Consider the following 12,564-nt stretch of genomic DNA (forward strand, 5'->3'; position numbering starts at 1 on the left):
GCGTCGAGCAAGTCAATGGCGCGAAGCGGCCGGCATCGTGGCCGATTCGAAAAGCGCGCAGGCCCGCAAGCCCGCCTCCGAACTCGACCAGATCAATGTTCTCGGGCCTGCCGCATAGCCACGCGACGCCGCCTGATGAGCCAGCATCGCGAACAATGGCCCGGACGCCGCGCCCACATCGCCCCAGACGTCCGCTGGCGACAGATAGCCGGTGGCATCCTTGAAATGCCGGCCCAGTCTCAGGCAGACGAACCCCCACTCTTCGCCTCGATAACGCTCGCCGTTGATATCGCAGATGACATGATCGATCGTCTTCCGCGCGCCCGGCGCGCTCGTCAGCGCGTCTCGCACGACCGCGGTCAGACCCTTGCCGACGCACACCTCGCGCGTTTTGATGAGGCAGCGCTCCGATCCTGTCTCAGCGGCGACGAGGTGCATCGTTTCGGCAACGCCGAGCCGCCGGCACGCGGCGTCGCTCATCAACAGGCAGAATGCCGCGCCCTCGCCGGGGACGAAGCCGCTCCTCGATCCTTCGCCTGCGATCTGCCTGCGCCCGTCGAGCCAATTCAGCGTCTCAGGATGCAGATAGCTGTCGATGCCGCCGACGACGCACGCGTCCAGTTCGCCGCTTCCGAGCGACTCGCTCGCCTTCCTGAAGGCCGCTACTCCGGCTGCGTGCCCCTGCGCATGCACCGAGACTTGTATCGGATCGATCGTCGATCCGCCCAGCCGCCGCAATCCCTGCATGACGGCGCTCGCGTCTTCATGCGTGAAGCCAGGGCGGATTTCCGGCAGCGCGACCATCATCGGCGATCGAAGCGGCGCTTCGCCCAGGTGAGCGAGGGCGCGCGTCAGGTCGCGCCACGCGAAACCTGCCAGCGCAAGCAGACGAGACGGACCGTGCAGCCCCGGGTCGAGTTCGGCGTCGAAGGCCAGGTTCACGTAGTTGCCGAGCCTGTCGACGATGAACGGATGCTCGCGCGCCGCCCCTATACCCGCCCGCACGGCCGCCGCGCTTGCCTCTGCCCCGAGACCGAGCGGCGTGCGCGCACCGGCGGCCGCCATGACGACGCGTGCGCTCATGACAGGTAATCCTTCTCGCGGACCAGCGTGCTCTCGAGATAATCGGGTTCGTCTTCGACCTTCAGAACCGTGACCCACACGAGCATCAAACGCAGCGCATCGGGTTCCAGTATCACCGACGAAAGGCGTGCGCGATGCTCCTCGTCGCGGGTGTCGATGCGCGTCGTGAAAGCCAGGCGCACCTTCGGCAGCGCGAAGGACATCGACCCTGCGGGCGTGAGGTTGATCAGTTCGACCGGCTCTCCGCCCTGCAGAGGGCTTGCGGGTTGCTGATCGGGTGGAGCGCACTGCAAGGAGTGCGGACTCCAATCCTCGGGCAACAGCGGCGAGCGATCGCGCATCCACGCATCGTCGTAAGTGCCGGCGCGTTCCCGCCTCGGCGACCAGAAGCTGTCGATGGCGCCGAACCCGGCGGGGCCATCCTTGTCCAGACGTCCGCTCGGGTATTCGAAATTGGGCATCGCCATGCCTTCCCGGCTCTGCCCGGCGCCGACTACGCCTCGCCCGACCGGATTTCGGGCGTCATAGCCGTGTCTGGCGGGGTCGTCGCCGGGCGCATCGTAGCCGCCATAAGCGAGCTCGTAGATGACCGGCAGACGGACGACCGGCTCCGCCAGCATGCGTCCGGGCATCCCTTTTCCCCATTTACGATGTCCGCGAACACGCAGCGTCTTGCGAACCGGCCCAACCCGCATGCCGACCAGAAAGTCGTCGCTGGGCCTGCCGCCGGGCGCGTAAGCGGTACCGTTGAGCACGATGTCGGTCGTCGGCTTGGGCCCGAGCAAGTCCGAGTCGTAGCGAAGGCTGGACCGTCCGGGCGTGCCGGTGTATTCGGCGGTCTCGACCGGCGGCGCCTGCTCGTCCGCGAGCCGCGGTCCCGCCGGCGTGATGTCATAGGTCGCCTTTACCGCGACGATCCATTCGTGCGTGCCCTCCTTGTCGCGCGTCCATGACGTATCGACTTCGTAGGCAGTCCGATTCTCGATGCTCCACATTGACGACCCCCTATCGCGAACAGTGTTAAGACGAAGCACGAAGAATCGTTTTGAAAGAGCGTCAATCCATCGCCTGCAATGCGCGTCGCTGACGCCAAGCAGGCGCTGCGCAATTGAAGAGCACGCTGCGCGGATCGGCGAGGCGCAGTTGAATGGCCGCCGCGGCGCGCTGCCGCTGAGCGCCATTGCGCAACACGTCGATGCACTGCGCTTTCGACGACAACGCGCCCATGAGATAGCGCCCGCTGCCCGGCATCCGCGCCTTGTTGGCGTGCCACCATGTGCGCGTCTTGTCGGGGTCCGGCCAAGGCGCGCCGTCGTCCTCTTCCTCGGCGGCATCGGCATCTTTTTCGCCGCCGGAATTCCCCGATGCCAACGGCGCGCGTTCCAGCCCGAGACGAACGAAATCGGCTCCCGTGATGAGACTGAAGCTCTCGCCCGCGAGCCGCGCCACGCGGTCATCGTCCATACGGCCGATCAGCCACTGCGCATAACGTGGATCGCCGGTGAAACCGACGGCGCGAATCAGCCTGCGCGCACTCTCCGGTTTAGAAGCGAATCGCTCCAGCCATCGATGCGCATCGGCGGGCGCGAGCACGCTCGCCGCGAGCGCGAGCGCGATGTCGCCGAACATGGATGGCGTAGCCGCTATATCGCGTATGACCTCGAGCGCCTCGTCGCGATCGCCGAACAGCAGCGCGGATCGCGCGGCATGAAACCGGCATGACGCATCCGCGTGATCGAGATGGGCCTGACATGTTCCGAGCAGATCGACGCGGCCGATCTCACCCGCGCAGCGCAGCGCCCGGGCGCGCAGCACAGCGTCGTCGGAAACGACCGCCGCGTCGAGATGCCGCTTCGGATCGACGCGATGCTGCGCACATCCCTCGATGCCGGCCAGTCGCGCGGCGGGGTCGTCGCACGCGAGCAGGATCGAGACGACACCGGCGAGACGGCCCGGACTCACCCAGCCGAACGCCGACTGAAAGCCCGCTCTGGCATTGGGCGTGGCCTGACTCAAAGCGAGCAGCCGCATGATCGCCGGGTCCGAACGCGCCTCGATGCAACCGACGGCGGCGGTGAACAGTTCGCCCTTGCCCGCGTGCTCCAGCGCCCGAATGCTCGAACGCAGGCCGGCGCGTCCCGCCACGGCGATGCCGTCGAGATGCGCCGCGATGCGTTCGTCGAGCCGTGTCAGATCGGAGAGCCTCACATGCGGCGCGCGCACGAGACGGGAGCGAATTCGCCGCAAGGCGGCGGCGTCTTCGACATGTTGCTCCAGCACGCGGAAAAGCACGCCGCTCGCCGAGTCGGCGACCGGTTCGGCTTCGTCGGCTTTCGTCGTGTCCACGGCGACATGCATCAGTTGATCTGCACCGATCCGCCGATGATGCGATTCAGTCCTGACGCACTGCTCGACACGCTGCTTCCGCGTATGCGCACATGTCCGTCGCGCGTGAGCGTGATGCTGGCTTTTCCGCAACGCAGCACCATCTGCTCCTTCGCCGTCACGAGAAGCCGCTTGCCATCGGCGTCGACATCGATCTGTGCGGGCGCATCGTCGAACGGCCAGGCTTCGCATCCGATCAGACAGCCGATGACGATCGGGCGCGTCGGGTCTCCGGCTTCGAACATCAGCGCGACTTGACGGCCGATATGCATGCCGCGCAGATCGACGACCGTGCGCGCGACGAGCGCCGCGCTCCCCGGCTGGCCAGGGTAGACGACGAACGGGGACGCAGCGTCGCCATCGAGTCCGATCAACTCGCCGATCCTCACCCCGTCGATGGCCGCAAGAGGGCCTTGTTCGAGAAAATCGCGTCCGCTCATCGCGTGCTCCTTCGGGTCTCATTCAAAGACGAACGAGCCGACGGCGATTTGCAAAGCTATCCATGACTTCGCGGCGCTTGAAATAAGCGCATCGCGAACCTATGCTCATTGAACAGTCGAATCCGGTCCGCAAGCCCCATGCGGACGTCGTCAGTGGAAGGAGACGCCTCATGCGTCTGTCGCTTATCTTCGTGGTCCTGTCAGCCGTGAGCGCAATGTCCCTGCATGCGGACGCAGACGACAGGCAGGACTGGCGACGACATCGCGACCAGCCCGCCCTGAAAGTATTCGATGCACAAGGCAAACTTATCGGACGCCTTGCTTCTTACGGCGGCTACGACGGCGTGTTCCTCACGATCGACCGCGCGCTCGTCTTCGCGCAGATCACGCGCCTGAACAACAACGGCGAAGCGTACGACTCGGCGAAATTCCAGTGGTCGACTTACGGACCATTCGACTACTCGACCGCCGATTGCAGCGGCTCGCCGATCATTCCTCCCGGCAGCGGCCCACGACCGTCGATCGCGATGAGAACGGGCGCGGACGTCACGCTCCTGATCGCGGGCGATACGGACTCGTCGCCCGCTCAGGTCGTCGCGGTCTTCGACGGCAAGCAGTGCACGCCGCCGCCGACTATCGGGCACATGCCGCCATCGACCGCGCCCGTGCCCGCATTCACGGCCGAGACGAACTATCCGCTGACGGCTCATTATCCCGAGCCGCTCACCATCAGATATTGATCGGGCACGATCGACGGAGACGCTTCATGTGTCGAATGCTTGTTGTGCTGCTCGTCCTGTGCGCGAGCGTGAGCGCCGCCGATGAACGCGATAAACGCGATAAACGCGACGATCGCGCGCATTCCGGCGAGAACACACTGCGCCAGCCGATGGTGTACGACGCACAGGGAAAGCGCGTCGGCCCGCTGGAGGTTTATTCGGGCGTCAACGGCGTGTATCTCGCGATAGACGGCGAGCCCGTCTTCGTGGCGGTGAATCACAAGCGCGTCGGTCCGTTGCAGTATTCGGCCTCGCAATACGAATGGGTCGGCTATACGTTCGTGCCGTACCCATCGCGCGATTGCACCGGAAGCGTCGCCGTCGCGGATGCCGGCAGCCCCGCTCCGGCGATGCCGCTCAGAGAAGGCGCCGACGTGACCGTCTATATCGCGGGCAAGCAAATGTCCGGCAACGTGCAAGTGTGGTCGTTCAGGCAGACAGATCCGTCTACCGGGGCGACGACCTGCCTGACGAGTCTGTCTGACCAAGGCGCCAACTACTGGGCCATCGAGCGCACGTATCCGCTGACGCAGCATTATCCCGAGCCGTTGCGCGTGGCTAATTGACGGAAGACGCGCACGGACCGCACGGAGACCGACATGAGGCACTGGCTGATCGGAGCGCTGATCGCGCTATACGCAACAACATCGCCCGCCGATGACTTCGCGCATCAGGCAAGGCATCGCCCTGTCAGGGTGTTCGATGCGAACGGTCACGTCATCGGCGATCTCACGATCTTCGCCGCGCAAAACGGCGTCGCGCTGACGGCCGGAGACGCAACCGCCGTGATTCCCATTGCACGCGTACAGGACGCGACCTTTCACTTTTCCGCGACCGACTTCAACTGGCTCGCGACGAAGGTCGTCGATTTCGCATCGCCCGATTGCAGCGGCGATCCGATCCTCGACTCGCTCAACGGACCGCGCGCCGCGCTCGCGGTCAGACGCGGCAACGACGTCACCGTGTACTTCGCGGCCGAAGGCGTCACGCAGTCGTTCCAGGCGAATTCGGCGCTCGATCCGAACGCGGCGAACGGATGCCGTCCGTTCACGGCATCCATCACGCTTTCGGGCTTCAAGGTCGGCGCGACGCTCGCGATCAGCCGCACGCATCCCGAGCCGCTCAGGATCGGCTATTGAAAGGCATCACACGCGGCCTTTCCACGGCACCATCGCTTTTTCCAGATACCGCATCAGCAGATCGAAGCAAAGCGCGAAGAAGCCGATCACGATGATGCCCATGATGACGACATCGCTCGCAAGAAACTCGGCCGCGTTGAGCACCATGAAGCCGAGACCGCGCGTCGAAGCGACCATCTCCGCCGCGACGAGCGTCGTCCAGCCGACGCCGATGCCGATACGCATGCCCGTGAAAATCTCCGGCAGCGCGGACTTGAGGATCACATGCGTGACGACCTGCGTGCGCGACGCGCCCATCGAATACGCGGCGTGGATCTGCTCGATCGACACCGAGCGCACGCCCGCGCGCGCGGCGATCGCGAGCGGCGCGAAGATCGCGAGATAGATCAGGAAGATCTTGGAGAACTCGCCGATGCCGAACCAGATGATGATGAGCGGCAAATACGCGAGCGGCGGCAGCGGCCGGTAAAACTCGATCGGCGGATCGAACACGCCGCGCGCGTGCCGGGAGACGCCCATCATCACGCCGACCGGAATCGCCGTCGCACACGCGAGCGCGAATGCGCCGAACACGCGCAGCAAGCTCGCGACGACGTGTTCCGCGAGCGTCGAGTTCGCGAAGCCATCGCTCGCCACCGCGATGAACTTCGCATAGACCGCTTGCGGCGACGGCAGAAAGAGCGGCTTGACCCAGTGCATGCCGGTGATCAGAAACCAGCCGGCCACGAGCACGGCGACGGTCGCGATGCTCATCGCGAAGCTGCTGCCGTAGCCTGGCACGCCGAACGTGTCGCCCGGCTTCACCGGCTTCTTCTTCGATTGCCGCGCGGGCCGGCCCGGCGGACGCCGCGATGCGCCGATGCCGCTGTCGATCGCGGGACCGGGCACCGTCATCGATGCGCGCTTAACCATGATGAATCTCCTCCGCATGATGAGCGGCGCGCTCGTCGCCGTAGATGATGCCGAGCACCCGCTCGCGCATCTCGATGAAATCGGGGCTGGACTTGATCGCGCGCGCATCGCGTGTGGCGAGGAAGCGGCGGTTGAAATCGAGATCGTAGCTATGCGTGATGCGGCCCGGACGCGGCGACATCACGATCAGCCTGCTCGCCAGAAAAAGCGCCTCCTCGACGCTATGCGTGATGAAGAACAACATCTTCTGCGTGCGCTGCCAGACATCGAGCAGCAGCTCCTGGATGGTCTCGCGCGTAAGGGCATCGAGCGCGGCCATCGGCTCGTCCATCAGCAGCATCGCCGGATCGCAGGTCAGCGCGCGCGCAATGCCGACGCGCTGCTGCATGCCGCCCGACAGCTGATAAATCATGTGCCGATGAAAATCCTGAAGGCCGACGAGCGCGAGATTGCGCTTCGCGATGTCCTCGCGCTGCGCCTTCGGCACGCCTTGCAGCTTCAGGCCGAAGGTCGCGTTGTCGAGCACGTTGAGCCACGGCAAGAGCGCGTGCTTCTGGAACACGACGCCGCGATCGGCGCCCGGCCCTTCTACCGGCCTGCCGTTGAGCAGCATCTCACCCGATGACGGCGCGATGAAACCCGCCATCAGCGATAAAAGCGTCGTCTTGCCGCAACCCGACGCACCCAGCGCGACGACGAATTCGCCATCGCCGATGGTGAGATCGATGCCGTCGAGCGCTTGCACGCGCTCGCCCGGGCGTCGGCCCGGAAACACCACGCTCACGTTCTTCACCTGCATGCAACCCATATGTCCTCCGGACTCGGATGTGCCAAGGGCAAGCGGCGCGCGGCCGGGCTTATTTCAGTTTTTCCGCGGCTTCGACGTATTCCGCCGTCACGAACTTCGAATAGTCCGGCAGCACGGCGTCGACGCGCTTCTGCTGCTTCAGGAAGTCCGCCGTGTCCTTGAGCGCGAAGGCCGCGCGGCTCGATGCGCCGCCGCCGAGCCACTGCTTCGTCGCCTGCTCCTGCGCCGACGGATAGCCATACAGCGAAAGCGAGCCCGGCACGTCGGCCGGCGCGCCGCCGATCGTCTTCGCGATGGCCGCGGCCTGCTGCGACTGCGCGGTCCATTTGGCCGGATCGTTGCGGTATTGCGCATCGAGATCGGAGATGGCCTTGACGAACTTCGCCATGAAGTCCTTGTGCGCTTCGCCCCACGCACGATCGACCGCGATGCCGTCGAACGTCGGCTTGCCGAGCTTGGACAGATCGCCCGACGTAATCAGCACCTTGCCGCTCTTCTTGAGTTGCGAGAGCGCCGGATCCCACACGTAGGCAGCGTCGATATCGCCGCGCTCCCACGCCGCCGCGATCTGATTCGGCTGCATGTTGAGAATCTTCACCGACGACGGATCGATGCCCCAGTGCTGCAGCGCGAACATCGTGTGATAGTGCGTCGTCGAGACGAACGGGACGCCGATGGTCTTGCCCTTCAGATCCGCCGGCTTGGCGATGCCCGAGCCGTTGCGCACGACCATCGCCTCGGCTTCGTTGATGTTGTCGAGAATCCAGAAGAGCTGCGCGTCCACGCCCTGGCTGACGGCGGCGGCGAGCGGGCTGGAGCCGATCACGCCGATCTTGATGTCGCCCGAGGCCATCGCGGTCGCCACCTTCGCGCCGGATTCGAACTGCCGCCAGTTGATCTTGTAGCCGGTCGCCTTGGCGATGGAGCCATCGGCGATGCCGACGACCCAGGGATCGACGATCTGCTGATACGCGATCGTCACTTCCTTGTCTTCGGCGTTCGCGGCCTGCGCGCCGCCCCACGCGCACACGGCGACGGCGAGTGTCGCCAGCGCGCGCGCCGGCGAGAACTTTCTAAGCAACTTGCCCGGCAGGCGTTTCAAGCCACAGACGCGGATCGTGTTCATGACGGTTCCTGGAGAAGTGGAAAATCGGGCTCGCCGGCGCGGCATTCCCCGTTTCGGTGCGGTCCGTCGCGCAAGCGGCGAACCGATGACCGAGTATCCACAGCGAAAAATCCAGGAAGTTAGTGCCAGACGGGAACAATCGTTGAGTCCACATTCCGTCGGGCGGCGGGAAGGCTCCTATGAAGGCGTCGGCGCTGCGGATGCGCCTTTTATTTGATCTTCGCGGCGGCGGCGAGCTTGCGCACGCCTTCCTTCGCATCCTCGTTCGAGTTCATGAAATTCGTCACGACGTCGGTGATCGCGCCCGCCGTCACCGGCGATTGAAGTTCGCCGAAAGCCAGCGAAGGCAGGAAGCCGCCCGACTTGATCGTCGCCTGCTCGTCCGCGCGAGACTTCTTCGCGCAGCTGTCGAACTTGTCCATCGGCACATCGAGGCGAACGGGAATCGAACCCTTGTTGAGGCTGAACTGTTCCTGGAATTCGGGCGACATGATCGTCTTCGCCATCGCGATCTGTCCCGGCGTCGCATCCTTCTTGCCGTTCTGCTGGAAGAACACGAAGGCATCCGCCGTGTACGTGTAGGCGTTCGACGTGCCCGGAGCGGGCGCGCAGACGAAGTCGACGTCCGCCTTCTTGCTCGCGTTCGCGAATTCGCCCTTGGCCCAGTCGCCCATGAACTGCATGCCGCCCGAGCCCGAGATCACCATCGCGGTGGCGAGATTCCAGTCGCGGCCGTGATAGGCCTTGTCGAAGTAAGTGCGTATCTTCTGCACCGTCTCGAAGACCTGAATCATTTGCGGCGACGTGAGCGTCTTCTGATCGAGATCGACGAGCGCCTTGCGATAGAAGTCCGTGCCTTGCGACAGCACGACCGTCTCCCAGATGGTCATGTCCTGCCACGGCTGACCGCCATGCGCGACAGGCGTGATGCCCGCCGCGCGAAATTTGTCGGCAAGCGCGAAGAACTCCGGCCACGTCGTGGGCGGCTTGCCGCCGACCTTGTCGAGATCCGCCTTGTTGATCCACAGCCAGTTGATCCGATGCACCGAGAACGGCGCGGCGACGTAATGTCCGCCCGACTTCATCGCGTTGTCGATCTGCGCGGGCGTGTGGGCTTTCCAGTCGGCCGCGGCCTGATCGATCGTGACGACCACGCCCTGATCGGCCCAGTCCTGAATCAGCGGTCCTTTGATCTGCGCGGCGGAGGGCGCGTTGCCCGAGATCACCTGTGTCTTCAGCGCGGTCATGGCCGCCGTGCCCGATCCGCCCGCGACGGCGAAGTCCTTCCATTCGTATCCTTGCTTGCTCATGTCGTCCTTGAGCACGCGGATCGCTTTCGATTCGCCGCCGGAAGTCCACCAGTGCAGGACCGAGATCTGTTCGGCGGCCGTTACCGCGTGCGTGCCGGCGATGAACATCGCGACGGCTGCCGCAACCGACATCGTTGATCGTTTCATTGCTTGTCTCCGGGTTTTATTTATTTATGAAGCGACGCGTTCACGCGCGCTGTTCGAATCCGAGTTGCGACTTGCCGAGCGGCGTCAGGTCGTCGGGCGTCGCGCGGCCTTCGAAATCGACTTCGAAATGATCGCCTGGAAAATCGGGCGGGCTTTCGCCCTTCAGGAAGCTCGGCAATTGACGCTTCAGATACGCGTCGTTTTTGGCGCATCCGGGCGCGGAAGCGATGTACATGACGTTGCTGTAGCCGGCGCCCTTGTGTTCGTCTTCGACCGCGTGAATGACGTCGCTATGCCAGAACACGGTGTCGCCCGCATCCATCTTCGGGATCGACGACAGCGCCTCGAACAGCGGCGCGTGATACTCCGGCCTGATCGACAGCGCGCGTCCGGGCATCGCGCCGCACAGGTCGTCGTCGGCGACGTCGTTCTGAAGCGCGCGCAGCAGGATGTACGCCATCGCGTTGGCGATGGGCACGAGCTGCAGCGTGCCGTCGCCCGGACCTTGCGGCGTCAAGGCGGTCCAGCCCTGGAACGTGCGGAACATCGAGCACACGGCCGGCGATGCGATCTCTTCGACATCGGGACGGAAAGCGGCATCGAACGCATCGTAATCGCGCCAGTTGCCCGCGAAGACGTGGCGATACACCTTGCGGAAATTGCCTTCGATCCAGCGCTCGACCGAGCCGCCATCGCAATGCGCCGACAAGCCGAGCGACGCGGAACCGGGCGGCCGCCGGCGCAGACGGTCGGCATAAACCGGCACATGTTCCGGGTCGAAGTGAACGCGTCCTTCGCTCTCGTTGCGCCAGAGCTTGTTGAGAAACACGCGCGCCGCGGTCAGCGACTCCGACTGGCGCGCCAGCACTTGAGGCTTCGACCAGTACACGCCGTAGATTTGCGGCTTGCTCGACGCGAGCTGACCGAAGTACTTGTCTTCGGCGCGGTTTTCGAGGCGCTTGTCGAGGCGATTTCGTTCGACGTAATGCGCGATGTCTTCATCCCATTGCTGTACCTGTGCGCGTGGAAAGACATTGCGGATCACGCACGCGCCGCTCGACTTGACGAGCGCGATCTGCTCGCCGCTCACGCGCCCTTCGGTGATGTCGGCGAACTGAATTTCCGGAATGACGTCTTCGCCGCGATCGCGCCGCGCGGCGATCCGCTTCGCTTCCTCGCCGATCGTCTGCTCGACTTGCGCGAACACTTCGCGGTAGTTCGGCAGCGCGGCGCGCAGTTCCTTTTTTGCTTGCCGGATCGCGCCCGGCAAGTCATCGATTTTCAGCGCCATGATCGTCTCCACATGAATTGCCGTGGACACAGCATAAGATGCGTCCGTCTGCGGCGGTGATACGATTCAGGCAATTCATTTGCGTTTTCGGCCATGAAACCAGCCTACGAGCATGTCGAATTCGGCGCGGACTGTTCGGTGCGGGTTTACCATCGGCGGCTCGCGCGTATTCCATTCGAATGGCATCACCATCCGGAATACGAGCTGACGCTGACGATGAACAGTCACGGCAAGCGCTATATCGGCGATTCGGTGAACGACTATCAGGCCGAGGATCTCGTCCTCGTGCCGCCTGATTTGCCGCATACGTGGTCGTCGAACCGGTCGATCGACTCGTCGTTGCCGCAAGTCGCCATCGTCATCTGGTTCGACGGCGACTGGGCGCGGCGCATGGCGGACTGCTGCCGCGAATACGAGCCGCTTCGCAAGCTCCTGCGCCGTGCGGCGTGCGGGCTGGCGTTCGAGCCTCCCGCCGGCGAACGGATGCGCAGCCGTCTCGAACAGTTGCTCTCGACCGCGCCGCGCGAACGCCTGAGCGCCGCGCTCGATGTCCTGTGCACGCTCGCCGATGCGCCGGGCCATCCGCTCGCGTCGCCGAGCGCTTTCAATCAGACGAACGCGGGGCCGTCCGGTCACGAGCCCGAGCGCATCAATCGCGTTCTTTCGATGATCGATGCGCGCTTTGCCGAACCGCTCCGGCTATCGGAGCTATGCGAAGCGGCGAGCCTTTCGGAGCGCACCTTGACGCGCTATTTCGTGCAGCACATCGGCGAGAGCGTCGGGCGATACATCGCTCGGGTTCGAATCGGCCATGCGTGCCGGATGCTGGGCGACACGTCCCTGCCGATATCGGTCATCGCCGCGCGCTCGGGATTTGCGAACGTCGCCAACTTCAATCGGCAATTCAAGGCCGCGAAGCAAACGACGCCGGCGGAGTACCGGCGTCAGTTCATCGATGCAGGCGCGCTCGTCAAGGACACGGCGAACAGCCTGACCGAACGGCCGCCTTCGCTTCAGCAGAAGCGGCGGCGTTGAAGTTATCGCGATGCGCTGAGCGTATGCCCTGCATCGCGCGACAATCTCAGATAGCCCACGATCGTCCGGCTCGCCTTCTTGTGCGCCGGCGTGCTCACGCTCTTGTTAA

The 12,564-nt window shown here is 64.5% G+C and carries 13 protein-coding genes; 4 read left to right on the top strand and 9 right to left on the bottom strand.

All coding sequences use genetic code 11. The features are described from left to right. Positions 1-12: 12 nt before the first annotated feature. From NCS00_RS31510 to NCS00_RS31525, 4 genes are all read right to left on the bottom strand, one after another. The gene (locus NCS00_RS31510) at positions 13-1,083 is read right to left on the bottom strand and encodes a beta-ketoacyl synthase N-terminal-like domain-containing protein (protein WP_250442122.1); all 1,071 of its coding nucleotides are present in this window, start codon (positions 1,081-1,083) and stop codon (positions 13-15) included. Continuing rightward, the gene (locus NCS00_RS31515) at positions 1,080-2,078 is read right to left on the bottom strand and encodes a DUF2169 family type VI secretion system accessory protein (RefSeq protein WP_250442123.1); all 999 of its coding nucleotides are present in this window, start codon (positions 2,076-2,078) and stop codon (positions 1,080-1,082) included. The genes NCS00_RS31510 and NCS00_RS31515 overlap by 4 nt, the downstream gene beginning before the upstream one ends. A gap of 61 nt (positions 2,079-2,139) precedes the next feature. After that, positions 2,140-3,429, bottom strand: a complete 1,290-nt coding sequence (locus tag NCS00_RS31520; RefSeq protein ID WP_250442124.1) for a TIGR02270 family protein — start codon at positions 3,427-3,429, stop codon at positions 2,140-2,142. Positions 3,430-3,440: 11 nt separating this feature from the next. Then, positions 3,441-3,908, bottom strand: coding sequence for a DUF6484 domain-containing protein (locus NCS00_RS31525; protein ID WP_250442125.1), 468 nt, complete (start codon positions 3,906-3,908; stop codon positions 3,441-3,443). A 170-nt stretch (positions 3,909-4,078) separates the two neighbouring features. Between NCS00_RS31525 and NCS00_RS31530 the strand changes: the two genes are divergently transcribed. The 3 genes from NCS00_RS31530 to NCS00_RS31540 are packed head-to-tail and all read left to right on the top strand — an operon-like array spanning position 4,079 to position 5,826. Continuing rightward, positions 4,079-4,648 carry a hypothetical protein gene (locus NCS00_RS31530; protein ID WP_250437753.1) on the top strand — a complete coding sequence of 190 codons (570 nt, stop codon included), beginning with the start codon at positions 4,079-4,081 and terminating at the stop codon, positions 4,646-4,648. A gap of 26 nt (positions 4,649-4,674) precedes the next feature. Next, positions 4,675-5,253 (top strand): hypothetical protein, encoded by a 579-nt coding sequence (locus tag NCS00_RS31535; RefSeq protein ID WP_250442126.1) that lies wholly within the window; start codon positions 4,675-4,677, stop codon positions 5,251-5,253. A gap of 33 nt (positions 5,254-5,286) precedes the next feature. After that, on the top strand, positions 5,287-5,826 hold the full coding sequence (locus NCS00_RS31540) for a hypothetical protein (protein WP_008345376.1): 540 nt from the start codon (positions 5,287-5,289) through the stop codon (positions 5,824-5,826). A gap of 6 nt (positions 5,827-5,832) precedes the next feature. On the opposite strand, the gene NCS00_RS31545 is transcribed toward NCS00_RS31540, so the two are convergent. The 5 genes from NCS00_RS31545 to NCS00_RS31565 form a co-directional block, all read right to left on the bottom strand. After that, positions 5,833-6,720, bottom strand: coding sequence for an ABC transporter permease subunit (locus NCS00_RS31545; protein WP_200889158.1), 888 nt, complete (start codon positions 6,718-6,720; stop codon positions 5,833-5,835). A gap of 10 nt (positions 6,721-6,730) precedes the next feature. Further along, positions 6,731-7,546, bottom strand: coding sequence for a taurine ABC transporter ATP-binding protein (locus NCS00_RS31550; RefSeq protein WP_008345374.1), 816 nt, complete (start codon positions 7,544-7,546; stop codon positions 6,731-6,733). Between the two features lie 49 nt (positions 7,547-7,595). Continuing rightward, entirely contained in the window at positions 7,596-8,672 is a 1,077-nt protein-coding gene (tauA, locus tag NCS00_RS31555) for a taurine ABC transporter substrate-binding protein (protein ID WP_008345373.1), read from the bottom strand. A 209-nt stretch (positions 8,673-8,881) separates the two neighbouring features. Then, complete coding sequence (locus NCS00_RS31560; RefSeq protein WP_502801616.1) at positions 8,882-10,129, bottom strand: ABC transporter substrate-binding protein; 1,248 nt, start codon at positions 10,127-10,129, stop codon at positions 8,882-8,884. A 40-nt stretch (positions 10,130-10,169) separates the two neighbouring features. Continuing rightward, the gene (locus tag NCS00_RS31565) at positions 10,170-11,420 is read right to left on the bottom strand and encodes a DUF1479 domain-containing protein (RefSeq protein WP_250442127.1); all 1,251 of its coding nucleotides are present in this window, start codon (positions 11,418-11,420) and stop codon (positions 10,170-10,172) included. Between the two features lie 93 nt (positions 11,421-11,513). Here NCS00_RS31565 and NCS00_RS31570 point away from each other — a divergent pair, with 93 nt between their 5' ends. Continuing rightward, complete coding sequence (locus NCS00_RS31570; RefSeq protein WP_008345370.1) at positions 11,514-12,455, top strand: helix-turn-helix domain-containing protein; 942 nt, start codon at positions 11,514-11,516, stop codon at positions 12,453-12,455. Positions 12,456-12,564: the final 109 nt, after the last annotated feature.

It is taken from the genome of Caballeronia sp. AZ1_KS37, from assembly GCF_023631165.1.
GTDB classification, from domain to species: domain Bacteria; phylum Pseudomonadota; class Gammaproteobacteria; order Burkholderiales; family Burkholderiaceae; genus Caballeronia; species Caballeronia zhejiangensis.